Source organism: Streptomyces sp. NPDC032161, from assembly GCF_040636995.1.
Classification (GTDB): Bacteria; Actinomycetota; Actinomycetes; order Streptomycetales; family Streptomycetaceae; genus Streptomyces.
Window position 1 is genome coordinate 902,903 of record NZ_JBEZVN010000001.1, and the last position, 22,430, is coordinate 925,332.

21 protein-coding genes and 1 pseudogene are annotated in these 22,430 nt (G+C 73.1%); 15 read left to right on the forward strand and 7 right to left on the reverse strand.

What is annotated here, in order from left to right; all coding sequences use genetic code 11:
- Positions 1–3: 3 nt before the first annotated feature.
- The 3 genes from AB0E67_RS03780 to AB0E67_RS03790 form a co-directional block, all read right to left on the reverse strand.
- The gene (locus AB0E67_RS03780) at positions 4–825 is read right to left on the reverse strand and encodes an enoyl-CoA hydratase-related protein (RefSeq protein ID WP_362020470.1); all 822 of its coding nucleotides are present in this window, start codon (positions 823–825) and stop codon (positions 4–6) included.
- A 279-nt stretch (positions 826–1,104) separates the two neighbouring features.
- On the reverse strand, positions 1,105–2,277 hold the full coding sequence (locus AB0E67_RS03785; RefSeq protein WP_362020473.1) for an adenylate/guanylate cyclase domain-containing protein: 1,173 nt from the start codon (positions 2,275–2,277) through the stop codon (positions 1,105–1,107).
- Positions 2,278–2,640: 363 nt separating this feature from the next.
- Positions 2,641–3,507, reverse strand: coding sequence for a biotin--[acetyl-CoA-carboxylase] ligase (locus AB0E67_RS03790; protein ID WP_362020476.1), 867 nt, complete (start codon positions 3,505–3,507; stop codon positions 2,641–2,643).
- Between the two features lie 172 nt (positions 3,508–3,679).
- On the opposite strand from AB0E67_RS03790, the gene AB0E67_RS03795 reads away from it, so the two are divergent.
- The 4 genes from AB0E67_RS03795 (at position 3,680) to AB0E67_RS03810 (ending at position 6,637) form a co-directional block, all read left to right on the forward strand.
- The gene (locus AB0E67_RS03795; RefSeq protein ID WP_362020479.1) at positions 3,680–5,272 is read left to right on the forward strand and encodes an acyl-CoA carboxylase subunit beta; all 1,593 of its coding nucleotides are present in this window, start codon (positions 3,680–3,682) and stop codon (positions 5,270–5,272) included.
- Positions 5,273–5,484: 212 nt separating this feature from the next.
- On the forward strand, positions 5,485–5,703 hold the full coding sequence (locus AB0E67_RS03800; protein ID WP_362020482.1) for an acyl-CoA carboxylase epsilon subunit: 219 nt from the start codon (positions 5,485–5,487) through the stop codon (positions 5,701–5,703).
- A 90-nt stretch (positions 5,704–5,793) separates the two neighbouring features.
- Positions 5,794–5,922: a hypothetical protein gene (locus tag AB0E67_RS03805; RefSeq protein WP_274535408.1), complete on the forward strand. Its 129-nt coding sequence runs from the start codon at positions 5,794–5,796 to the stop codon at positions 5,920–5,922.
- Between the two features lie 103 nt (positions 5,923–6,025).
- Complete coding sequence (locus AB0E67_RS03810; RefSeq protein ID WP_073781661.1) at positions 6,026–6,637, forward strand: nucleoside triphosphate pyrophosphatase; 612 nt, start codon at positions 6,026–6,028, stop codon at positions 6,635–6,637.
- A 167-nt stretch (positions 6,638–6,804) separates the two neighbouring features.
- On the opposite strand, the gene AB0E67_RS03815 is transcribed toward AB0E67_RS03810, so the two are convergent.
- Complete coding sequence (locus AB0E67_RS03815) at positions 6,805–7,290, reverse strand: hypothetical protein (RefSeq protein WP_362021440.1); 486 nt, start codon at positions 7,288–7,290, stop codon at positions 6,805–6,807.
- Positions 7,291–7,730: 440 nt separating this feature from the next.
- Here AB0E67_RS03815 and AB0E67_RS03820 point away from each other — a divergent pair, with 440 nt between their 5' ends.
- Positions 7,731–9,494, forward strand: a complete 1,764-nt coding sequence (locus AB0E67_RS03820; RefSeq protein WP_351518491.1) for a biotin carboxylase N-terminal domain-containing protein — start codon at positions 7,731–7,733, stop codon at positions 9,492–9,494.
- 228 nt (positions 9,495–9,722) lie between these two features.
- Positions 9,723–10,334 carry a helix-turn-helix domain-containing protein gene (locus tag AB0E67_RS03825; protein ID WP_362020487.1) on the forward strand — a complete coding sequence of 204 codons (612 nt, stop codon included), beginning with the start codon at positions 9,723–9,725 and terminating at the stop codon, positions 10,332–10,334.
- A gap of 223 nt (positions 10,335–10,557) precedes the next feature.
- Here the strand turns inward: AB0E67_RS03825 and AB0E67_RS03830 are convergent, their stop codons facing one another.
- A complete protein-coding gene (locus AB0E67_RS03830) occupies positions 10,558–11,544 on the reverse strand; it encodes a DeoR/GlpR family DNA-binding transcription regulator (RefSeq protein ID WP_362020489.1) in 987 nt (328 codons plus the stop codon).
- Between the two features lie 195 nt (positions 11,545–11,739).
- Positions 11,740–13,179 carry an NAD(P)H-quinone dehydrogenase gene (locus AB0E67_RS03835; RefSeq protein ID WP_362020491.1) on the reverse strand — a complete coding sequence of 480 codons (1,440 nt, stop codon included), beginning with the start codon at positions 13,177–13,179 and terminating at the stop codon, positions 11,740–11,742.
- A 274-nt stretch (positions 13,180–13,453) separates the two neighbouring features.
- Between AB0E67_RS03835 and AB0E67_RS03840 the strand changes: the two genes are divergently transcribed.
- The 9 genes and pseudogenes from AB0E67_RS03840 to AB0E67_RS03880 all read left to right on the forward strand — a co-directional run bounded on the left by AB0E67_RS03840 (position 13,454) and on the right by AB0E67_RS03880 (position 21,552).
- Positions 13,454–13,891, forward strand: coding sequence for a gamma-glutamylcyclotransferase (locus AB0E67_RS03840; RefSeq protein WP_362020493.1), 438 nt, complete (start codon positions 13,454–13,456; stop codon positions 13,889–13,891).
- A 285-nt stretch (positions 13,892–14,176) separates the two neighbouring features.
- Entirely contained in the window at positions 14,177–15,001 is an 825-nt protein-coding gene (locus AB0E67_RS03845) for a purine-nucleoside phosphorylase (RefSeq protein WP_362020495.1), read from the forward strand.
- 130 nt (positions 15,002–15,131) lie between these two features.
- Positions 15,132–16,781: a phospho-sugar mutase gene (locus AB0E67_RS03850; protein ID WP_362020497.1), complete on the forward strand. Its 1,650-nt coding sequence runs from the start codon at positions 15,132–15,134 to the stop codon at positions 16,779–16,781.
- 353 nt (positions 16,782–17,134) lie between these two features.
- On the forward strand, positions 17,135–17,881 hold the full coding sequence (locus AB0E67_RS03855; RefSeq protein ID WP_362020500.1) for a hypothetical protein: 747 nt from the start codon (positions 17,135–17,137) through the stop codon (positions 17,879–17,881).
- A 134-nt stretch (positions 17,882–18,015) separates the two neighbouring features.
- A complete protein-coding gene (locus AB0E67_RS03860) occupies positions 18,016–18,627 on the forward strand; it encodes a TetR/AcrR family transcriptional regulator (protein WP_362020503.1) in 612 nt (203 codons plus the stop codon).
- Between the two features lie 59 nt (positions 18,628–18,686).
- A complete protein-coding gene (locus AB0E67_RS03865; RefSeq protein WP_362021443.1) occupies positions 18,687–19,670 on the forward strand; it encodes a DMT family transporter in 984 nt (327 codons plus the stop codon).
- A 39-nt stretch (positions 19,671–19,709) separates the two neighbouring features.
- Positions 19,710–19,916, forward strand: a pseudogene (locus tag AB0E67_RS03870) (transcriptional regulator); the annotation flags it as partial.
- Between the two features lie 143 nt (positions 19,917–20,059).
- A complete protein-coding gene (locus AB0E67_RS03875) occupies positions 20,060–20,662 on the forward strand; it encodes a dihydrofolate reductase family protein (protein WP_362020506.1) in 603 nt (200 codons plus the stop codon).
- A gap of 116 nt (positions 20,663–20,778) precedes the next feature.
- A complete protein-coding gene (locus AB0E67_RS03880) occupies positions 20,779–21,552 on the forward strand; it encodes a GNAT family N-acetyltransferase (protein WP_362020509.1) in 774 nt (257 codons plus the stop codon).
- 94 nt (positions 21,553–21,646) lie between these two features.
- On the opposite strand, the gene AB0E67_RS03885 is transcribed toward AB0E67_RS03880, so the two are convergent.
- A complete protein-coding gene (locus AB0E67_RS03885; protein ID WP_362020512.1) occupies positions 21,647–22,300 on the reverse strand; it encodes a PH domain-containing protein in 654 nt (217 codons plus the stop codon).
- Positions 22,301–22,430 lie beyond the last annotated feature (130 nt).

The window sequence follows — 22,430 nt, forward strand, 5'->3', positions numbered from 1 at the left end:
GCATCACTCGCCGGGCCAGTTCGGCTTCCGCTTCTCGTTGAACGCGGCCACGCCCTCGGCCCGGTCGCCCGAGAAGGCCACCGACCGCCACGCGGCGTCCTCGACCTCCAGGCCGGCCCGCAGATCGAGGCCGTGCCCGAGCCGCAGCGCCCGCTTCGCGGCCCGCAGCCCCACCGGGGAGTTGGCGGCGATCCGCCCGGCGAGCGCGAGCGCCGCCTCGCGGTCCCGGCCCGCCTCGACCAGTTCGTCGACCAGACCGGCCCCGTGCGCCTCGGCCGCCTCCACCCGCCGGGCCGTGAAGACCAGCTCGGCCGCGCGCGCCGCGCCGATCCGCCGCGGCAGCAGCTGCGTGCCGCCGCCGCCCGGGATGACGCCGACCGACACCTCGGGCAGGCCGACCACGGCCGTGCGGTCGGCGACGATCAGGTCGCAGGACAGGGCCAGCTCGAACCCGCCGCCGAGCGCGAAGCCGTGCACCGCCGCGATCGTCGGCATCGGCAGTTCGAGCACCCCGGTGTAGGCGGCGCGCGCGACGGGGCGCTGGCGCAGCAGTTCGGCGTCGGTGAAGGAGTTCCGCTCCTTCAGGTCGGCGCCCACGCAGAAGGCCCGCTCGTGGCTGGAGGTGAGGACGGTGACCCGGACGGCGGGGTCCGCGGCGAGCGCGGCGCAGGCGGCGGCGATCGAGCGGGCCATGTCCGTGGACACCGCGTTCATGGCCCTGGGCCGGTCGAGGACCAGCTCGGCGACGTGCTCCTGGCCCTCGTGGACCCGTACGACGACGAACTCCCCGAACCGTTGCTCGGACGTGACGGACGCGACGGTCATGACTTCACCCCTCCGGTTAACGAGCGTTACCGGAGGGATCCTATGGGGCGGCTCCGACAGCGGCCCGGCCGAGGCCGCACGGAGGCGCCGGGGCACCGACCCCCGCCCGAGGGCCCCACGGGGCCGCGCCGCGAGCAGTGGGTGCGCCCGGCGTCAGGACGCGCCGCGGTGACGCGGGCCGCGTCGGAACGCCCCACGGGCCTGCCACCACAAGGAGCCACGAGCAGCCGCAGGCGGCGGGCCGACTCCCAGGACGTGCGGCAAGGGCCGCGGACGGCGTCAGGACGTGCCGCGGCGGGCCAGCAGCCAGGGCTCGACGACTCCGAGGCCGCGCACCGGCCGCTGCCACATGGGCTGCAGTCCGTAGCGGTACGTGGGCAGGGCCGTCGGCTCCAGGCCCTCCTGGCGCTCCTTCTCGGCCGCCGCCGCCTGCTCGGCGGCCTGCGCCTCGGAGGCCGGGGCGTCGCCGGTGCGGGTCAGTTCCTCCGCGAACGCGCCGTCCACCAGCACGGCGTCCTTCGGCGCTATGGAGGTCAGCCGGCTGGCGAGGTTCACCGTCGTACCGAAGACATCGCCCATACGGGTGGTGACGGTGCCGAAGGCGATGCCGACGCGCAGCGCGGGCATCGTCTCGTCCTGGTTCATCGCCTCGATCAGGCGCAGCGCGATCTCGGCGGCGGTTCCGGCGTCGTCGGCGCAGTAGAGGACCTCGTCGCCGAGGGTCTTGATGAGCCGGCCGCCATGGGCGGCGACCAGGTCGGCGGCGGTGGTCTCGAACGCCTCGACCAGTTCGCCGAGTTCCTCCTCCTCCAGCCGCCTGGTCAGCCGGGTGAAGCCGACCAGGTCGGCGAAGCCCACGGCCAGACGCCGGTCGACCATCTCCTCGTCGTCGGCCGCCTGCACGACCCGGCCGGTGGCGGCGGCGAGCTGGCGCCGCCACACGTACACCAGGAACTCCTGCAGTTCCGGGAGGAGCAGTTCGACCAGCGGGTACGTGACCTCGGTACGGGTCATGCCGGGCTCGGGCGGCTCGGTCAGCCCTTCCAGGAACGAATCGATCTGCCATTCCGCCAGCCGGGCGGTGGTCTGCCCGGTGGACCGGGCGACCTGGATCGCCATCGGCTCGCTGAGCAGCCCGGCCTCGACGAGACCGGCGAGGCGGCGCAGCGCCAGCACGTCGGCCTCGGTGAGCGCCCTGGCCTGACCGATGTCGGCGAAGCCCATGGCCCGCCAGAACCGGGAGGCCAGGTCCATCGAGACGCCGGCGGTCCGGGCCGCCTGGAACGGCGTGTAACGGCGGTCGGCGCCCAGGATGAGCTGTTCCAGCCGGATCGCGAGGGGGTCGTCGGTCGGTTCCGCCGTATGGTCGACTTCGTGATGCGGCGTCGGGTGGACCGAGGGTTCCGACGGGGGCTCCTCGCCCGCGCCGGAGGTCGTGTCGTCGACGGTCACCAGCCGCCTCCTGCCCGTTCCCTGCGCACTTCCCTGCCGATCTGTCGGTGGATCGCCTCAACTTTACGGCAGGTGTGCCGTGGCTCACGTCCGTGAGCCGTACTCCGACGTCGCGGGGTGACCAGGCGGGACGTCCCCGGGGCGACCGGGCAGCAGCTCTCCCGACGACCGGACGGGACGTCCCGGGGGCGGCGTGCGGGCGGGCGGCGGCCGGGCGGAACCTCCCGGTCGCCGGGCGGACCGGTCCAGGACATGCCGGGGCGGCCGTGCGGGGCGTCCCGGACGTGCGAGTGGCCGGCCGGCCGTGCGGGATCTCCCGGGGCCCGGTGCGCGGGTGGGCCCGGTGGGACGTCCCGGGGCGCGTCAGGTCAGCTCGCCCCCGGCTCCCCGCAGGTGCACGATGTCGCCCGCGGACAGGGGTTCGCGCAGGCCCTCGTCCGTGGACAGGACCAGCCGGCCGTCGCCGTCGATCGCCACGGCCTCGCCGGTGAGCGTGCGGTCGCCGGGCAGCTCGGCGCGTACCGGCCGGCCGAGCGTCGCGCAGCCCGCCGCGTACGCCTCCTGGAGCCCGCTGGCCGCCGCGTCGCCGTCGGCCTCCCGCCAGCGGCCGTACCAGTGCTCCAGCGAGCGCAGTACGGCCCGCAGCAGGGTCTCCCGGTCGGTGGAGACGGCCCCGGCCAGGGCGAGCGATCCGGCGGTGGGGGCGGGCAGCTCGGCGGCGCGCAGGGTGACGTTGAGGCCGGTGCCGACGACGACGCCGTCCCCGGCCCGCTCGGCGAGGATGCCGCCCGTCTTGCGTTCCTCGCCCGCCACCGTGACGAGCAGATCGTTGGGCCACTTCAGGGCGGTGTCGACGCCCGCCGCGCGGGCCAGCCCGGTGGCCACGGCGACGCCGGTGAGCAGCGGCAGCCACCCCCACCGCGCGACCGGGATGTCGCCGGGCACGAGGAAGACGGAGAAGAACAGCCCCGAACGGGCCGGGGCCGTCCAGGTGCGGTCGAGCCGGCCGCGGCCCGCCGTCTGCTCCTCGGCGACCAGCACCGTGCCCTCGGCGAGCCCGGACGCCGCCCGCGCGGCCAGATCGGAGTTGGTGGACCCGGTGGTCTCCACGACGTCGAGCGAGGTCCACAGGCCGCCCGGCCGCAGCAGCCCGCGGCGCAGCGCGGGGACGTTCAGGGGCGGTCGGTCCAGGTCCGACCAGCGACTGTGAGGCGCATCCGAAGGTGTCATGCAAGCCAGACTAGGTGTGGTAAACGACGCACTGCTGAACCGTATCCACGCCGATACGCTACGGCTCAGTAGGTGTTCCAGAACCTGACAGAACCTGATCAGCCGGTGTCCAGCACCTGATCATGATCAGCACCACAGTCGTCCCCGTGACCAGGCAGGGAGCCGCCACCCGATGTCCGAGCCGGAAGAGATCGACATCCACACCACCGCGGGCAAGATCGCGGACCTGCAGCGCCGCATCGACGAGGCGACGAACGCGGGCTCCGCACGGGCGGTCGAGAAGCAGCACGCGAAGGGCAAGTTGACCGCGCGGGAGCGGATCGGCCTGCTGCTCGACGAGGGTTCCTTCGTGGAGCTCGACGAGTTCGCCCGGCACCGGTCGACCAACTTCGGCATCGAGAAGAACCGTCCGTACGGGGACGGCGTCGTCACCGGCTACGGCACGGTCGACGGCCGCCCCGTCTGCGTGTACTCCCAGGACTTCACGATCTTCGGCGGCTCGCTCGGCGAGGTCTACGGTGAGAAGATCGTCAAGGTGATGGACTTCGCGCTGAAGACCGGCTGCCCGGTCATCGGCATCAACGACGGAGGCGGCGCGCGCATCCAGGAGGGGGTCGTCGCGCTCGGTCTGTTCGCGGAGATCTTCCGCCGCAACGTGCACGCCTCGGGCGTCGTCCCGCAGATCTCGCTGATCGTCGGACCGTGCGCGGGCGGGGCGGTCTACTCCCCCGCGATCACCGACTTCACCGTCATGGTCGACCAGACCTCGCACATGTTCATCACCGGTCCCGACGTCATCAAGACCGTCACCGGCGAGGACGTCGGCTTCGAGCAGCTCGGCGGCGCCCGCACGCACAACACCGTCTCCGGTGTGGCGCACCACATGGCGGGCGACGAGAAGGACGCCATCGAGTACGTCAAGTCGCTGCTGTCGTACCTCCCTTCGAACAACCTCTCCGAGCCGCCGGTCTTCCCGGAGGAGGCGGACCTCACCACCAGCGACGAGGACCTCGAACTCGACACGCTCATCCCGGACTCCGCGAACCAGCCGTACGACATGCACACCGCCATCGAGCACGTGCTGGACGACGGCGAATTCCTGGAGACCCAGGCCCTGTTCGCGCCGAACATCATCACCGGCTTCGGACGGGTCGAGGGCGCTCCGGTCGGCATCGTCGCCAACCAGCCGATGCAGTTCGCGGGCTGCCTCGACATCAACGCGAGCGAGAAGGCGGCCCGGTTCGTCCGCACCTGCGACGCGTTCAACGTGCCCGTGCTGACCTTCGTCGACGTACCCGGCTTCCTGCCCGGCGTCGACCAGGAGTACGGCGGCATCATCCGCCGGGGCGCCAAGCTGATCTACGCCTACGCGGAGGCGACCGTCCCGCTGATCACGGTGATCACCCGCAAGGCGTTCGGCGGCGCGTACGACGTGATGGGCTCCAAGCACCTGGGCGCCGACATCAACCTGGCCTGGCCGACCGCCCAGATCGCCGTCATGGGCGCACAGGGCGCGGTGAACATCCTGCACCGCCGGACGATCGCCGCGGCCACGGATCCCCAGGAGGCGGAGGCGATCCGCGCCGAGCTCATCACCGACTACGAGGACACGCTGCTCAACCCGTACGTGGCGGCCGAGCGCGGCTACGTCGACGCGGTGATCATGCCGTCCGACACCCGCGCCCACATCGTGAAGGCGCTGCGCCAGCTGCGCACGAAGCGGGAATCCCTGCCCCCGAAGAAGCACGGCAACATCCCCCTCTGAGGGCTGTCCCGTAATCCCTGGTGGATCAGCGCGCGGCGTCGGATGCGGTGCATCGCAAGGCGGAGGGGCGTCCGCATACTGGATGTATGCGGACGTTCCGACAACGCGGCGAGATGCCATAGCTGTCGTCGCGCGCCCGCTGGGGGTTACGGGACAGCCCTTAGGAAGACACCCTGCTCCACACAACTCCCCCTCCGGAAAGGGTCATTGCCATGATCAAGGTCGTACGGGGCAACCCGACCCCCGAGGAGCTGGCCGCCGCGCTCGCGGTGGTCCGGGCGCGCGCCGCGGCGACGACGGCAGCGGCGTCCGCCGCGTCCTCCGGCGGGTCGGCGCTGCCCGGGCAGTGGGCCGACCCGGGGCGCATCGCACGCCGTGCGCGTCATGTGCCGGGGCCGCGCGCCTGGGCACGGACGTACTGGCCCGGGTGACGCTCCGGGCACGATCTGGCCCGTAGGCACCACGGCGCCTGAGTACGGGTACTCAGGCGCCGTGGTGCGCGGTCGCAGCAGGATCGGATCATGCTGTGGTCCGATCCCGAGAACAAGCCGCCGAAGGAACTGCGCGACGCCCAGGACATGATCCGGCGCGCGGGCCTGGTGCTCGCTCTCGCGATGCTCGTCGGGATGCTGGTGCTCGGAATCCGCTGAGAGCCGGAGCGGCCGGGATCCGCGACCGGCGGACCCCGGCACGGCCGGGCTTCGGCCCGGGTGGGCCGACCGGCGGGCCGGACGGCCTTCCGCCCCTTCTACGATGGCGCGTATGACAGATCAGCGCCGTCTCGTGCTCGCCTCCGCCTCCCCCGCCCGTCTCGGTCTGCTGCGACAGGCCGGATTCGCGCCCGAGGTGATCGTCAGCGGCGTGGACGAGGACGCGCTGAGCGCCCCGACCCCGGCCGAACTGGCGCTGGTGCTCGCCGAGGCGAAGGCCGCGGCCGTGGCCGGCCTGCCGGAGACGGCCGGCGCCCTGGTCATCGGGTGCGACTCGGTCCTCGAACTCGACGGTCAGGCGCTCGGCAAGCCCGCCGACGCCGAGGAGGCCACCGCCCGCTGGAAGTCCATGCGCGGCCGCGCCGGGGTGCTGCGCACCGGCCACAGCGTGGTCGACACCGCCACCGGACGCACGGCCTCGGCGACCGCGTCCACGACCGTCCGTTTCGGTGAACCGACGGACGCCGAGATCGCCGCCTACGTGGCCTCCGGCGAGCCGCTCCACGTGGCGGGCGCGTTCACCCTGGACGGCCGTTCGGCCCCGTTCGTCGACTCGATCGAGGGCGACCACGGCAACGTCATCGGGCTCTCGCTGCCGCTGCTGCGGCGGCTCCTGGGCGAACTGGGGATCTCCGTCACCGACCTGTGGGCCTGAGCCCTCCCCGTCGGCCCCCTCCAGCGGGCCACCCGATCGGGCCACTCCCGTCAGTCCCCTGGCGTCTTCCCCGTCGGCCGATCACGGCGGGGCCGGTCCTCGCCGGTCGTCCGGCCCCCACGGGCCGCACCGTCTCCGGTCGGCCCCCTTCCGTCGAACCCGTCCCGTCAGACCGCCGCCGGGGCACCCGGCCCGGTCCCGTCCGCGGATCCGTCGTCCGCGGGCCCCCGGACGGCGGACGGTTCGACGCCGACGGGCCGATCGTCCTCGGGGCCGTACACCACCAGCGTCAGCACGATCAGCCCGAGCACCGTCATCAGGAACGCGAACGCGATCCAGCCGAGCAGCCCCACCGCCAGCGCCCCCAGCACCCCGTGCGCCACGGCGCAGACGATGAGGGCGACGCGGCCGAGCCGGCCCGGGGCCCGGTCGCGCACGCCGGTCAGCAGCAGGACCAGCCCGCACAGCAGCAGGCAGAGCCCCGACACGCCGCCCATCGCCCAGGTGCCGCCGGACATGGCGCCGGGTTCGAGACCGGCCAGGGACATGTCCTGGTTCTCGACGACCGTCGCGAGGATGCCGTTGACGAGCACGACGCCCACGGCCTCCGCGAACAACGCGAGCGCGGCCACGAACGCCACCGGTCTGCGCATCACGGCGCACACCTCCTGTCACCCCTAGTACGTGTTACCTGCAGTACGTCCGACAGCGCGGACCCTACTAACCGGTAACGCCCGGGACAAGACCTCGCGCGGCCCGCATCCCTCCCGCACCCGCGCCGCTCCGTCTCCCACCCCGTGCGCACCCCGCACGGCTCGCACCCTTTCGTGCGCCGGGCAAAGAATCGTTCGTCCATTAGTGGGGACTCCACAAAGAAATGCCGGACGCGGCTGGTCGCATGAACAGAGACCCGGACCACACCTCGTGGCTACTGTGCGGTCATGAATCCCGGCGTACCGTGGTGCCACAAGGGATTTCGCGACTTGAGCAAGCCTCGAATCACACTCCGTGTGGGCAAGCTCACCAATGGGGACGGGTCGTAGCGCCGTGTCGGTAGTCCCTAAACTCAGCTTGTTTCAAGGAGGGAGCCATCGTGCGCAAGGTGCTCATCGCCAACCGTGGCGAAATCGCTGTCCGCGTAGCCCGGGCATGCCGGGATGCCGGGATCGGGAGCGTAGCCGTCTATGCCGACCCGGACCGTGACGCTCTGCACGTCCGCGCGGCCGACGAGGCGTTCGCCCTGGGCGGTGACACCCCCGCCACCAGCTACCTGGACATGGCCAAGGTGCTCCAGGCCGCCAAGGACTCGGAGGCGGACGCCATCCACCCGGGCTACGGCTTCCTGTCGGAGAACGCCGAGTTCGCCCAGGCCGTCATCGACGCGGGCCTGACGTGGATCGGCCCGCCGCCGCAGGCGATCCGGGACCTCGGTGACAAGGTCGCCGCCCGTCACATCGCGCAGCGCGCCGGTGCCCCGCTGGTGGCCGGCACGCCCGACCCGGTCGAGGGCTCCGCCGAGGTCGTGGCATTCGCCGAGCAGCACGGACTGCCGATCGCGATCAAGGCCGCCTTCGGTGGCGGCGGCCGCGGTCTGAAGGTGGCGCGCACGCTGGAGGAGATCCCGGAGCTGTACGACTCCGCCGTCCGCGAGGCCGTGGCCGCGTTCGGCCGCGGCGAGTGCTTCGTGGAGCGCTACCTGGACAAGCCGCGCCACGTGGAGACGCAGTGCCTGGCCGACAAGCACGGCAACGTGGTCGTGGTCTCCACCCGTGACTGCTCGCTCCAGCGCCGCCACCAGAAGCTGGTCGAGGAGGCCCCCGCGCCGTTCCTCTCCGAGAAGCAGAACGCCGAGCTGTACGCGGCGTCGAAGGCCATCCTCAAGGAGGCCGGTTACGTCGGCGCGGGCACGGTCGAGTTCCTGGTCGGCGCGGACGGCACCATCTCCTTCCTGGAGGTCAACACCCGCCTCCAGGTCGAGCACCCGGTCACCGAGGAGGTCACCGGTCTCGACCTCGTGCGCGAGATGTTCCGCATCGCCGACGGCGAGGAGCTCGGCTACGGCGACCCGGTCATAAGGGGTCACTCCTTCGAGTTCCGGATCAACGGCGAGGACCCGGGCCGGAACTTCCTGCCCGCCCCGGGCACGGTGACCGTCTTCGCCCCGCCGAGCGGCCCCGGGGTCCGTCTGGACGCGGGCGTGGAGTCCGGCAGCGTGATCGGCCCCGCCTGGGACTCGCTGCTGGCGAAGCTGATCGTGACCGGCGCGACCCGCGAGCAGGCCCTTCAGCGGGCGGCCCGCGCGCTGGCCGAGTTCAACGTCGAAGGCATGGCCACCGCCATCCCGTTCCACCGCGCGGTCGTCGCCGACCCGGCGTTCGCCCCGGCCGACGGCACCCCGTTCAAGGTCCACACCCGCTGGATCGAGACCGAGTTCGTCAACGACATCAAGCCCTTCGCCGCCCCCGCCGACGCGGAGGCCGAGGAGGAGGCGGGTCGGGAGACCGTCGTCGTCGAGGTCGGCGGCAAGCGCCTGGAGGTCTCGCTGCCGTCGTCGCTGGGCATGAGCCTGGCCCGCACCGGTCTCGCGGCGGGCGCCAAGCCCAAGCGCCGCGCGGCGAAGAAGTCCGGCTCCGCGGTCTCCGGCGACACCCTGGCGTCCCCGATGCAGGGCACCATCGTCAAGATCGCCGTGGAGGAGGGCCAGCAGGTGCAGGAGGGCGACCTCGTCGTCGTCCTGGAGGCCATGAAGATGGAGCAGCCGCTGAACGCCCACCGCGCCGGCACCATCAAGGGACTCGCCACCGAGGTCGGCAGCTCCATCTCCTCCGGCGCCGTGATCTGCGAGATCAAGGACTGACATCAGTCCGGGCGACCGGACCCCACCGGCCGCCCCGCACCGGACGTTCCCCGTCGGACGCTCCGTTCCGGACGTTCCGCGCCGGACGTCTCCCGTCGGACGTTGCGCACCGGGCCCCCGCGAAGCCGAAAGGCACCCGCGGGGGCCCGGTCGTTCGCGCGAGGAGTCCCCGGCCCGCCCGTCCGCGATGGCATCCTGGATCACGGGGCGGACGACGAGGGAGGCCCGATGGCGACGAGCACGGCGACGAGCACGGCACGGACGCCGTCCCGGCCCATGCGCGCGGACGCGCGCCGCAACTACGACCGGCTGCTGAGCGCGGCCCGTACCGCCTTCTCGGAGCACGGCACCGACGCGGCCCTGGAGGACATCGCACGCCGTGCGGGGGTCGGGATCGGCACGTTGTACCGGCACTTCCCGAACCGGCACGCGCTGATGAACGCCGTCTTCCAGGAGGCCCTGGCCGAGCTGATCGGCCGGTCCCGCGAACTCGCGGCGGCGGAGCAGCCGTGCCGGGGTCTGGTGGAGTGGCTGGGCGCGATCATCACCCACGCGGGCGCGTACCGGGGCCTGGCGCAGGCGCTCATGTCGACGTCGCGGGACGAGACTTCGGCCCTCGCGCAGTGCAACGTGCCGCTGCGCGAGGCGGGGGCGGCCCTGCTGGCGCGGGCTCAGGCGTGCGGGGCCGTACGGGCCGAGGTGTCCATCGACGACCTGATGCAGCTGACGAACGCGATCGCGCTGGCGTCGGAGCAGTCGCCGGACGACCCCGAACTGGCGGACCGGCTGCTGATGTTGACCCTGCGTGGGCTGAAGGGGCCCGGCGCGGAAGGCGGTTGAGGCCCGCTCACACCTCGCGGGAACCACCGGGCCCACCGGCCTCGTCGGCGCTGTCGGCACCATCGAGCCGTATCGGTGGCGACCCCGCGGGCCCGCACGGGGCCGGTACCGGCCCCGCATGCCCATCGGCCCGCATCAGGCGCGACCGGCCCGTACCGGCCATGCCGCGACCCGTACCAGCCGCTGCCGGACCCATGGGCCGCGCGGCTTCTCGGGCGCGTGCCTATCGGCGTCGCAGGTCCGCAACCCTCGCCCGGTCCTGCTGCCCCTGCGCCTGCCCCTGATCCGGCAGCACCGCGGCGCCGCGCAGCGGTGGCGCGCCCGGCTTCCCCGGGCCGCCGCGGGTACGGCGCTGGCCGGGCAGCGGCGTGTCGCGGCGCGCCTGCCGTCCCGACGGCGGCGCCTCGGCCGTGCCCGGGCTTCCGCTTCCCGCACCGGCCACCGCGATCTGCACGCCCTGGTCCGCCAGGGCCTGGAGTTCGGTGGCGGCGCGGTCGTCGTGGCCGGGCGGCTCGTCCGTCACGAGACGGGTGATGAGATCCGTCGGCACCGTCTGGAACATGGTGTCGGAACCGAGCTTGGTGTGGTCCGCCAGGACCACCACCTCCGCCGCGGCCTGCACCAAGGCCCGGTCCACGCTCGCCGAGAGCATGTTGGACGTGGAGAGGCCGCGCTCGGCGGTGAGCCCGCTCCCCGAGAGGAACGCCCGCGAGACCCGCAGCCCCTGGAGGGACTGCTCGGCCCCGCTGCCCACCAGCGCGTAGTTCGAACCGCGCAGCGTGCCGCCGGTCATCACCACCTCCACCCGGTTGGCATGGGCCAACGCCTGGGCGACCAGCAGGGAGTTGGTCACGACGGTCAGGCCGGGCACGCGCGCGAGCCTGCGGGCCAGCTCCTGCGTGGTCGTACCGGCCCCCACGACGATGGCCTCGCCCTCTTCGACGAGTCCGGCGGCCACATCGGCGATGGCGGTCTTCTCCGCTGTGGCGAGATGGGATTTCTGCGGGAAGCCGGACTCCCGCGTGAACCCGCCCGGCAGCACCGCACCACCGTGCCTGCGGTCGAGGAGCCCTTCCGCCTCCAACGCCCGCACGTCCCGCCGTACGGTCACTTCGGAGGTCTGGACGACACGGGCGAGCTCACGGAGCGATACCGCCCCGTTGGCGCGCACCATTTCGAGGATCAATTGGCGACGTTCTGCAGCGAACACGAAACTGACAGTAACGTGATCGCCCGAGCGTTTTCAGCACTTTGCACCGAATAGCAGAAGTTGCACATACAAGGGGTCGCCAAGTGGTATAAGCGGCCCTGTTGTTGTTCCGTACTGATCGTCCGACGGTCGTTCCACAGCCCGAGTTGCCGGGTGTCGTCGGCGACCGCCGGGTTCCCCGAGGTCCGGAGGGGCCTACGCGTCGCCCGCCCGCTTACGGGTGTGCAGCTGCCGCGCCACTTCAGCGATCGAACCCGACAGGGACGGGTACACGGTGAACGTGTTTGCGATCTGTTCCACCGTCAAATTGTTGTCGACCGCGATCGAGATCGGGTGGATCAGTTCACTCGCCCGTGGCGCGACGACACAGCCGCCGACCACGATGCCGGTGCCCGGGCGGCAGAAGATCTTGACGAAGCCGTCGCGGATGCCCTGCATCTTGGCGCGCGGGTTGCGCAGCAGCGGCAGCTTGACCACGCGGGCGTCGATCGCGCCGGAGTCGACGTCGGCCTGGGTGTAGCCGACGGTGGCGATCTCGGGGTCGGTGAAGACGTTGGAGGACACCGTCTTCAGGTCCAGCGGGGCCACCGCGTCGCCGAGGAAGTGGTACATCGCGATCCGGCCCTGCATGGCGGCGACCGAGGCGAGGGCGAAGACCCCGGTGACGTCACCGGCCGCGTAGACACCGGGGGCGGTGGTGCGGGAGACCTTGTCGGTCCAGATGTGGCCGGACTCCTTGAGCCTGACCCCGGCCTCCTCCAGGCCCATGCCCGCGCTGTTCGGGATCGCCCCGACGGCCATCAGGCAGTGCGTGCCGGAGATGACCCGTCCGTCGGCCAGGGTGACCTCCACGCGGTCGCCGACACGCTTGGCGGCCTGGGCGCGGGAGCGGGCCATCACGTTCATGCCGCGGCGCCGGAAGACGTCCTCCAGCACGGCGGCGGCGTCCGGGTCCTCGCCCGGCAGCACCCGGTCGCGGGACGAGACCAGGGTGACGCGCGAGCCGAGCGCCTGGTACGCGCCCGCGAACTCGGCGCCCGTCACGCCGGAGCCGACCACGATGAGCTCCTCGGGGAGTTCGTCGAGGTCGTAGACCTGGGTCCAGTTCAGGATGCGTTCGCCGTCGGGCTGCGCGTCCGGAATCTCCCGGGGGTGGCCGCCGGTCGCGATCAGCACGGCGTCGGCGGTGAGCCGCTCCTCCGTGCCGTCGGCGGCGGTCACGACGACCGTACGGGAGCCGTCCGCGGCCTGGAGGCCCTCCAGACGGCCCCGGCCGCGCAGCACGCGCGCGCCGGCGCGGGTGACGGAGGCGGTGATGTCGTGGGACTGGGCGAGCGCCAGGCGCTTCACACGCCGGTTGACCTTGCCGAGGTCGACGCCGACCACGCGGGCAGCCCGGTCGATGTGGGGGGTGTCGTCGGCGACGATGATGCCCAGTTCCTCGTACGAGGAGTCGAAGGTGGTCATCACCTCCGCCGTGGCGATCAGGGTCTTCGAGGGCACGCAGTCGGTGAGCACGGACGCTCCGCCGAGGCCGTCGCAGTCGACGACGGTCACCTCCGCACCGAGCTGGGCGCCCACCAGCGCCGCCTCGTAGCCGCCGGGTCCGCCGCCGATGATCACGATCCGGGTCACGAAAAGTCCGCCTCGTATGTGTCATCCCGCGGCCGTCCGCCACCCCGGCCGGGGGTCCGGGGGATCGCCCCGGGGGAATGCAGTACGTACTTCATTGTCCCGCACGCGCCAAGGTGCTTCGCCCCGGGGCCCTCCATCCGTGCGGGCGGGGCCCGTCACCCCGCGCGCCGACTGCCGCGAGCGGGTGGCCAGCCGGCGGCCCCGGCGACCCCCGTAAGGGGTCTTGCGCCCCGGAATCGACGATCCGGCCGCCGCCTCCCGTACCCTCGATCACATGTCGCTCTACGCCGCGTACGCCGGCAACCTCGACGCGCGGCTGATGACACGCCGCGCACCGCATTCCCCGCTGCGCGGCACCGGCTGGCTCAACGGCTGGCGGCTGACCTTCGGTGGCGAGCAGATGGGCTGGGAAGGCGCGCTCGCCACGGTGGTGGAGGCCCCCCGCTCCCAGGTCTTCGTGGCGCTGTACGACATCGCGCCGATGGACGAGGACTCCATGGACCGCTGGGAGGGTGTCGGCCTCGACGTCTACCGGCGGATGCGGGTGCGCGTGCACACCCTGGACGGTGAGGAACCGGCCTGGATGTACGTGCTGAACGGATACGAGGGCGGCCTGCCCTCCGCCCGCTACCTAGGCGAGATCGCGGACGCGGCGGAGTCCGCGGGCGCACCGCACGACTACGTGATGGAACTGCGCAAGCGCCCCTGCTGACCCGTGCCGGGCCTCCGCCGGCCCGTGCCGGACATCCGCTGGGCCGTGCCCGACCCGCTTCTGCGCCGGGCCCGGCCCCGGTGCCGATCCCGTACGGGCCCGGCCGCGGGCCGCGGGCCGCGGGCCGCGGGCCGCGGGCCGCGGGCCGCGGCAGCCTTTCCGGCCCGTGCGCGTCCGAAATTCCCCTCGCCACCGGCAATTTTGTGTGATTGCACGAGAAAGCCTGCGCAGTCTCTGCACGTGGGCATCTACGCGCGTAGGGAATCAGCGGTTACGCTCGTCCGCGTGAACGCATCAGTTATTCCGGACAACATCCAGGGCGACCCCCGGGCCGCCGCCGACGCCGCCGCCGCCCGCCTGCGCGAGCTGACCGGTACCGAGACCCACGACGTCGCGCTCGTGATGGGTTCCGGCTGGGCTCCGGCGGGCGACGCGCTCGGCATTCCGGAGGCCGAGTTCCCGGTGACCGAACTCCCCGGTTTCCCGGCGCCCGCCGTGCAGGGGCACGGCGGCACGATCCGTTCGTACCGGATCGGCGAGAAGCGGGCCCTGGTCTTCCTGGGCCGTACGCACTTCTACGAGGGCCGCGGCGTCGCCGCCGTCGCGCACGGGGTGCGCACCGCCGTCGCCGCGGGCTGCAAGACCGTCGTCCTGACCAACGGATGCGGCGGGCTGCGCGAGGGCATGCGTCCCGGCCAGCCGGTCCTGATCAGCGACCACATCAATCTGACCGCGGCGTCGCCCATCGTCGGCGCCAACTTCGTCGATCTGACCGACCTGTACTCGCCGCGGCTGCGCGCGCTGTGCAAGGAGATCGACGACACCCTCGAAGAGGGTGTGTACGTGCAGTTCCCCGGCCCGCACTACGAGACGCCCGCCGAGATCAACATGGTCCGGGTCATGGGCGGCGACCTGGTCGGCATGTCCACCGTGCTGGAGGCGATCGCCGCACGCGAGGCGGGGGCCGAGGTACTGGGCATCTCGCTGGTCACCAACCTGGCGGCCGGGCTGAGCGGCGAACCGCTCAACCACGAGGAGGTCCTCCAGGCGGGGCGGGACTCCGCCACGCGGATGGGCGCGCTGCTGGCCCGGGTGCTCGAACGCATCTGAGCCGGGCACCGGCCGCGGCGCGCGTGACGGACCCGACGCGACGGACCCCGGAACGGATTCCGCGCCCGGAACGTTCCGCGCCCGGACGGGCGTCGCCGCTCCCCAACCCACCCCGCAGAAAGGCGGACCCATGCAGCAGGACCTCATGGCCCGGGCCAGGACGTGGCTCGCCGAGGATCCCGACCCCGAGACCCGTGACGAGCTGGCCGTGCTCATCGAGGCCGATGACGCCGGGAGCGCCGCCGAGATCGCCGCGCGGTTCGCCGGCACGCTCCAGTTCGGCACGGCCGGGCTGCGCGGCGAGCTGGGGGCCGGGCCGATGCGGATGAACCGCGCCGTCGTCATCCGGGCCGCGGCCGGGCTCGCCGCGTACCTCAAGGCCGAGGGGCAGGGCGACGGGCTCGTCGTCATCGGGTACGACGCCCGGTACAAGTCGGCCGACTTCGCGCGCGACACCGCCGCCGTGATGACCGGCGCGGGTCTGCGCGCGGCCGTGCTCCCGCGCCCGCTGCCCACCCCCGTGCTCGCGTACGCCATACGGCATCTGGGGGCCGTCGCGGGCGTCGAGGTGACCGCCAGCCACAACCCGCCGCGCGACAACGGCTACAAGGTCTACCTCGGCGACGGCTCGCAGATCGTCCCCCCGGCGGACGCCCGGATCGCCGCCGAGATCGCCGCGGTCGGCCCGCTGGACACCGTGCCCCGCCCCGAAGACGGCTGGGAGGTCCTCGGCGACGAGGTCCTGGACGCGTACCTGGCCCGTACGGACGCCGTGCTCGCCGCCGGATCACCGCGCACCGCCCGGGTCGTGTACACGGCGATGCACGGCGTCGGCACCTCCGTGCTGACCGCCGCCTTCGCCCGCGCCGGGTTCCCGGAGCCGGTGCTCGTCGCCGAACAGGCCGAGCCCGACCCGGCCTTCCCCACTGTCGCCTTCCCCAACCCGGAGGAGCCCGGTGCGATGGATCTCGCCTTCGCGACCGCGCGCCGGGCCGGGCCCGATCTCGTCATCGCCAACGACCCGGACGCCGACCGCTGCGCCGTCGCCGTCCCGGACCCGGCGGCCGACGGCGGCTGGCGGATGCTGCGCGGCGACGAGGTCGGCGCGCTGCTCGCCGCCCATCTGGTGGACCGGGGCGCCGCGGGCGTGTTCGCCGAGTCGATCGTGTCCTCCTCGCTGCTCGGGAGGATCGCCGAGCGGGCGGGCCTCGGGTACGAGGAGACGCTGACCGGCTTCAAGTGGATCGCCCGGGTGGACGGCCTGCGGTACGGCTACGAGGAGGCGCTCGGCTACTGCGTCGACCCGGAGGGCGTGCGCGACAAGGACGGCATCACGGCGGCGCTGCTCGTCGCCGAACTCGCCTCCTTCCTCAAGGAGCGCGGGCGTACGCTCCTCGATCGCCTCGACGACCTGGCGGTCGAGCACGGGCTGCACGCGACCGACCAGTTGTCGGTGCGGGTGCAGGACCTGTCGGTCATCGCCGACGCCATGCGGCGTCTGCGCGAGCGTCCGCCCGCCGCGCTCGGCGGCCTCGACGTCGTCTCGGCCGAGGACCTGTCGCGGGGCAGCGCGCGGCTGCCGCCCACGGACGGGCTGCGCTACCACCTCCAGGGCGCCCGGGTGATCGTCCGCCCCAGCGGCACCGAGCCGAAGCTCAAGTGCTACCTGGAGGTCGTGGTGCCGGTCGGTTCGGCGGACGGCCTGCCCGAGGCCCGCGCGGAGGCGGCGCGACTGCTGGACGCGATCAAGCGGGATCTGGCGGTGGCCGCCGGGATCTGACGCCCTGCTGCCCGCCGGGCCGTGCCCTCGTACTGCCGCCTGCTGTGCGGCGACGGTACGAGGGCACGGCCCGGACCCGTTCCCGGGCCTGTTCCCGGGCCGGGGTCGGCGGCCTGCTCCGATTCCAGGCCCCCCGCGACCGGGGCGGGCCCTGCTGGGGCCGGAGCCGGCCGGGCAGCCCGGCAGCGGCGTCACGGGCCCCCGCGCCGCCGAGCCGAGCATGGTCCGTGGCCCCGGCAGCCCACCGACACCATCCGTTCGATATGCCCCGACATGACACGAATGGTAAGCAAAAGTACGTTCAGTCACGGGTCGGTTACTCAACCGACCGCTCCCAGACAGGAGAAAGTGACATGGCCACGCGTTCCACCATCATCACGGCCACCACCACCGTCGCCGTCGCCGCCGCGGCCGCGGCGGCCCTGGCCGCCACCGGCTCCGGCCTCACCTCGGCCGACGCCCCGGAGAAGCCCGAGAATCCCCCGGTAGCCGCCCGGCAGGCACCCGCCCCCGCCGCGCACGACGGGGCCACCGCACCGAAGGGAGGCAAGGACGCCACCGGAGCGGGCGGCGCCGAGAGCGGGGGCGACGAACAGGGGCGCGGAGGAGAAGAGGGCGGCGGGGGCCGCGGCGACGACGAGGGCGGCGGGGGCGGCGGCGACCGGGGCGACGACGAGGGCGGCGCGGGCCGCGGCGGCAACCGGGGCGACGACGAGGACGGCGAGGGCAGGGGCGGGGGCGACGACGAGGGTCGGGGCCGCGACGGAGGGCACGGCGGGGGCCATCACCACGTGGGCCGCATCCACTTCAACGAGCGCACGTACCCCGCCTACCCCGACGGCTGCATCACCGCGGCCAGCGGCCTCGGTTCCACCAGCTTCAACATCTTCAACGAGAGCCGGATGACCGTCGAGGTCTTCTCCGGGGCGACCTGCGACAACGGCGGCCCGATCGCGACCGTCGGCCCGTACGGCGACACCTCGGGCGTGATCCCGCAGCACGTCCAGGGAGGCGTGTCCGTGTTCAACGGCGTGGGCGCGAGCTTCCGGGTGGTCCGGCACGGCCACGGCGGCGGCTGGGGCGACGACTGGGACTACTGAGCCACCCGCCCCCTCACGACATGACACGGGCACCGGATCGCCGGAATCGAGCCGGGCCCCACCACATACCTCACCCACCCCGCCCCTCTCCGTATTAGATAGACTGGTCTACCTAATACGGAGAGGGGGCAGCCATGCCCGATACGGAAGCCACCGGGAAACGGCCGGTGACGCGCAGGCGCGGGGCAGCGCGGACCCGGATCCTCGATGCCGCGGCACGCCGGTTCTACGCCGACGGCGTGGCGGCGACGGGGATCGACACGATCACGGCCGAGGCCGGCGTGGCGAAGATGAGCCTCTACAACAACTTCGACTCCAAGGCCGATCTGGTCCGCGCCTACCTCCAGGCCCGGCACGAGGAATGGCTCGGCCTCTACCGGGAGCGCCTGGCCGGAGCGCGGGGCCCGCGCGAGGCCGTGCTCGCCGTCTTCGACGCCTACGCCGATCACGCCCGGCTCGCCTACGAGCACGGGTTCCGGGGATGCGGGCTGCTCAACGCCGCCGCCGAACTGCCCAACGGTCACGAGGGCCGGACGGTGGTGCGGCAGCACAAGGAGGAGGTGGAGGCCATCCTGGCCGGGCATCTGACGGAGCTGCTGCCCGGTCGGGAGGAGAAGGTCCGCGCCACGGCCGAGCACCTGGCGTTCCTGCTCGAAGGCGCCATCGTGCGCGCGGGCCTCGAAGGGGACGACGCGCGGATGCGGCACGCCCGCGACCTGGCGGCGCGCCTGGTGGACGACCTGTGACGCGGACCGCCGACCACTCCGTCGACACGGGCGCGGGAGCGGGGGCGGGCGCGCTCGCCGTGCTGGTGGCCTCGGTGCTGTGGGGCACCACGGGCACGGCGGCGACGTTCGCGCCACAGGTGGGACCGCTGGCGATCGGAGCCGCGGCGATGGGCCTGGGCGGGCTGCTCCAGGCGGCGGTGGCCGGGCGGAGCATCGCACGGTTCCGCACGGGCCTCCGGGCACGGTGGCGGGCCGTGCTCGTCGGCGGGGCGGGGGTGGCGCTGTACCCGCTGGCGTTCTACACCTCCATGCGTCTGGCCGGTGTCGCGGTGGGCACGGTCGTCTCCATCGGCTCCGCCCCGCTGGCCTCGGCGCTGATCGAACGGGTCATCGACCGACGGCGCCTGTCGCGGCGCTGGATGGCGGGCGCGGCGCTGGGAGTGGCCGGCACCGTGCTGCTGTGCGCGGCCGAGGCGGCAGGGGCCGGCTCGGGATCCGGGCCCGGTACGGGCTCCGCCGCCCGGACCGTCGTCGGCGTGGGCCTCGGGCTGCTCGCGGGTGTGACCTACGCCGTGTACGCGTGGGCGGCGCACCGCCTCATCACCCACGGCGTACCGTCGCGCGCGGCCATGGGCTCGGTGTTCGGGCTGGGCGGGCTGATGCTCGTGCCGGTGCTGCTCGCCACCGGGGCACCGCTGGTCGCCTCCTGGACGAACGCGGGCGTGGGCCTCTACATGGCGCTGGTACCGATGTTCACCGGGTACGTCCTGTTCGGCTTCGGCCTGGCCCGCGTGCCGGTCAGCACGGCGACCACCCTGTCCCTGCTGGAGCCCGCCGTGGCGGCGGTGTTCGCCGTGCTGGTCGTGGGCGAGCGGCTGCCCGTCCTCGGCTGGGCCGGGATCGTCCTCGTCGTCGCCTGTCTCGGGGTGCTGACGGTTCCCTCCCGGCGCACCCGCCCGCGCACGCCCCGCCGGGCCGGTTCCGGGCGGACGGCAGCGGTACCGGCGCCCTCGGACGGCGCCGGGGACGTGGTGGACCGCCGCGTGACCCCGCCCGCGTAACCTCGGCCGCCGCCCGCCGCCGCGACCGAGCACCGGACCGGCGAGGCGTACGCGGACCGCGTCGAGGCGGTCCTGACCGCGCCGCACACGCCGACCGGGATCACGGCGGAGTCGCTGACCGGGCTGCCCGTCGCGGACGCCCCGCTGCTCGCGCCGGCCGCGCTCGACGAGCCCCGCGCGGTCGGGTCCTCGCACCAGCTCACCGCGCTGCGTGAGCAGTTGCTGGACCCCGAGCGGCGCCCCTGACCGGCCCCGGGCACCTCACGGCTTCCCGACCGTCCGATGAGTTCCGGACGGCCGGGCAGTCTCCCTCAGGTACACATACACCGGCACTTACGTACGCCGGCATTCGCGCACACCGGCGATTCGAACGAGGAGCGGCGAGACCCATGCGACGCATCGTGATCAGTGAGTTCATGAGCCTGGACGGCATCGTGCAGGCGCCGGGGGGACCCGACGAGGACACCGACGGGAACTTCGCACACGGCGGGTGGTCGCACGCGTTCTTCGACCCGGAGGTGGTGGGCGGCTTCATCGGCGAGTCCATGAACCGGGCCGGAGCCCTGCTCTTCGGGCGCCGGACCTGGCAGACGATGGCAGCCGCCTGGCCCGAGCGGGCGGGCGACCCGTTCGCCGACCGGATGAACGACATCCCGAAGTACGTCGTGTCCGACACATTGGACGACGACGCGCTGGGCTGGAACAACACCACTCGCGTCCCCGGAGACCGAGCCATGGCCCGCATCCGGGAGCTGCGCGCGTCCGACGGCGACGACCTGCTGGTCATGGGCAGTCCCACGCTCGTGCGCGCGCTGCTCGGCGAGGGCCTGGTCGACGAACTCCGGCTCATGATCATGCCGGTGCTCCTCGGCGGCGGAAAGACGATCTTCCCCGACGACGGTGCACTGCGCACGCTGGAACTGGTCTCGACCGTCACCAGTGGCACAGGCGTGAACGTCTGCGTCTACCGCCCGGCCACCGAGGGGGCGTAGATCTGCCCCAGGAGTGCCACCCGCCGCCTGCCACTGTCAGACCACGGCAGGCGGCAGGCGGGCAGGCGGCAGTTCGATGACACAGGCATGACGGGACAGCCCTTAGGCTGCCGCGTATGCCTCCCCCGGAACTGCGACGGATCAACACCTTCCTGTCGGGCTTCGCCCGCCGCCAGGCCGCTCGAACCGTCGACGTCCCGGGCGGATTCGCCGTGCTCGACGACGCGTTCGCCCACTCCCGCGGGAACAACCAGCTCGTCATCGACCCGGCCGCCGACGGGACGGCCGGCCCCGAAGCGCTGCCCGCCGTCGCGGACGAGGTGCTGGGGCATCTGCCGTACCGGCTGGTCTCCGTGCTCGACGACGAGCTCGGAAGCGCATGCGCGGGACCGCTGGTCCGGGCCGGTTACTCCCACTCCGTCTGCCTGGTCATGCAGCACACGGGCCCGGTGCCGCAGGGCGGTGGCGCGGAGGTGGTGGACCTCGACGCGTTCCGGATCCCGCTCGCCCGGCGCTGGCGGGGCTTCCTCCCGGACGCCGACGACGAAGTGATACGTCACCTCGTCGACCGGCGCGGGGCCCGTCACCGCGGGGCCGACATCGTGCACTTCATCGGCGCCCGGGCGGAGGACGGAGAGGTCGCCTCCTGGGCCGACCTCTACCTGGATCCGGCGACGGGCACGGCCCAGATCGAGGACCTGATCACCTCGGAGGCCCATCTCGGGCGCGGCCACGCGGACGCCGTCCTGACCACCGCCCTGCGCCTGGCCGCCGACGCGGACTGCGGTACGAGGTTCCTCACCGCCGATGCCGCCGACTGGCCGCGCCACTGGTACGAACGCCGCGGCTTCTCGGTCGTCGGCCGTACGCACCACTTCGAACGCGCCTGACGGGAGCGCGCCCGGCGGGAGCGCGCCCGGCGGCAGAACGCCCCGTCCCGGGCCCGCTTCCCGGTCCTGCTTCCCGTTCCCGCCCCGGCGTGTCTCAGCCGGTCGCGAGCAGCACGACGAACAACACCACGCCCGCCACCGCCGGCGCGATCACCTCGTACGCCCACCGCACCGAGCCGGGGGTTTCCGGAGCCTCGGCCGTCGGGGCCGAAGCCACCGCCTTGGCCCGCTCCGCCATCTCCCGCAGATCCGCCATGGTCCGGTCGGCGGGCGCCATCCGGGACTTGGTGTCGTGGACGTCGGCGAGCCCCGAGGTCTGGCCGGTGGGGTCCTCCGCCGAGACCCGCATCCGGGACCGGGCCGCCCTCTTGCGCTGCCGCAGCGACACCGGCACCGACCACATCTGGTACTTGGTGCCGTCCTCGGTGAACAGCTCGCTCGAATATCCGGCGCGCAGATCCGCGACCTCGGTCCAGGGCAGGGTGATCGTCCGGAACGGGTTGCGGATCCGGATGCGCCGGTCGTTCGCGAAGACGGCGGGCCGCACGGAGAACGCGACGACGAGCGGCACCACGGCCAGCAGCCCGGCAAGGGCCAGCCAGGGCGTCCGGCCGTGCCCCCTGACCAGGGCATCCCCGCCGAGCCAGCAGAGGAACAGAAGCAGCAGGACACCGCCGGCGATCCCGGCGGACGACCGGAAGGTCCGGTCGGCGTAGGTCGGCTCTGCGGGCGGTGTGGGGCTCGTCATGCGCCCGATTCTGCCTGACGTCGCCCGCGTCCGGGAGGGCGGCCGGATCTCACCGGATCCCGCCCCGGCACCGACCCCGCAGCCCCCACGGGAACCGGAGCCCCACAGGCCCCCGGAAGGGCGGGACTCC

Coding starts and splice junctions, on each gene's coding strand:
- AB0E67_RS03805 (WP_274535408.1), top strand. CDS start 5,794: ATGCTGTGGTCCGATCCCGAGAACAAGCCGCCGAAGGAACTGCGCGAC.
- AB0E67_RS03780 (WP_362020470.1), bottom strand. CDS start 825: ATGACCGTCGCGTCCGTCACGTCCGAGCAACGGTTCGGGGAGTTCGTC.
- AB0E67_RS03800 (WP_362020482.1), top strand. CDS start 5,485: ATGATCAAGGTCGTACGGGGCAACCCGACCCCCGAGGAGCTGGCCGCC.
- AB0E67_RS03825 (WP_362020487.1), top strand. CDS start 9,723: ATGGCGACGAGCACGGCGACGAGCACGGCACGGACGCCGTCCCGGCCC.
- AB0E67_RS03810 (WP_073781661.1), top strand. CDS start 6,026: ATGGCGCGTATGACAGATCAGCGCCGTCTCGTGCTCGCCTCCGCCTCC.
- AB0E67_RS03885 (WP_362020512.1), bottom strand. CDS start 22,300: ATGACGAGCCCCACACCGCCCGCAGAGCCGACCTACGCCGACCGGACC.
- AB0E67_RS03850 (WP_362020497.1), top strand. CDS start 15,132: ATGCAGCAGGACCTCATGGCCCGGGCCAGGACGTGGCTCGCCGAGGAT.
- AB0E67_RS03840 (WP_362020493.1), top strand. CDS start 13,454: ATGTCGCTCTACGCCGCGTACGCCGGCAACCTCGACGCGCGGCTGATG.
- AB0E67_RS03790 (WP_362020476.1), bottom strand. CDS start 3,507: ATGACACCTTCGGATGCGCCTCACAGTCGCTGGTCGGACCTGGACCGA.
- AB0E67_RS03855 (WP_362020500.1), top strand. CDS start 17,135: ATGGCCACGCGTTCCACCATCATCACGGCCACCACCACCGTCGCCGTC.
- AB0E67_RS03880 (WP_362020509.1), top strand. CDS start 20,779: ATGCCTCCCCCGGAACTGCGACGGATCAACACCTTCCTGTCGGGCTTC.
- AB0E67_RS03860 (WP_362020503.1), top strand. CDS start 18,016: ATGCCCGATACGGAAGCCACCGGGAAACGGCCGGTGACGCGCAGGCGC.
- AB0E67_RS03795 (WP_362020479.1), top strand. CDS start 3,680: ATGTCCGAGCCGGAAGAGATCGACATCCACACCACCGCGGGCAAGATC.
- AB0E67_RS03875 (WP_362020506.1), top strand. CDS start 20,060: ATGCGACGCATCGTGATCAGTGAGTTCATGAGCCTGGACGGCATCGTG.
- AB0E67_RS03815 (WP_362021440.1), bottom strand. CDS start 7,290: ATGCGCAGACCGGTGGCGTTCGTGGCCGCGCTCGCGTTGTTCGCGGAG.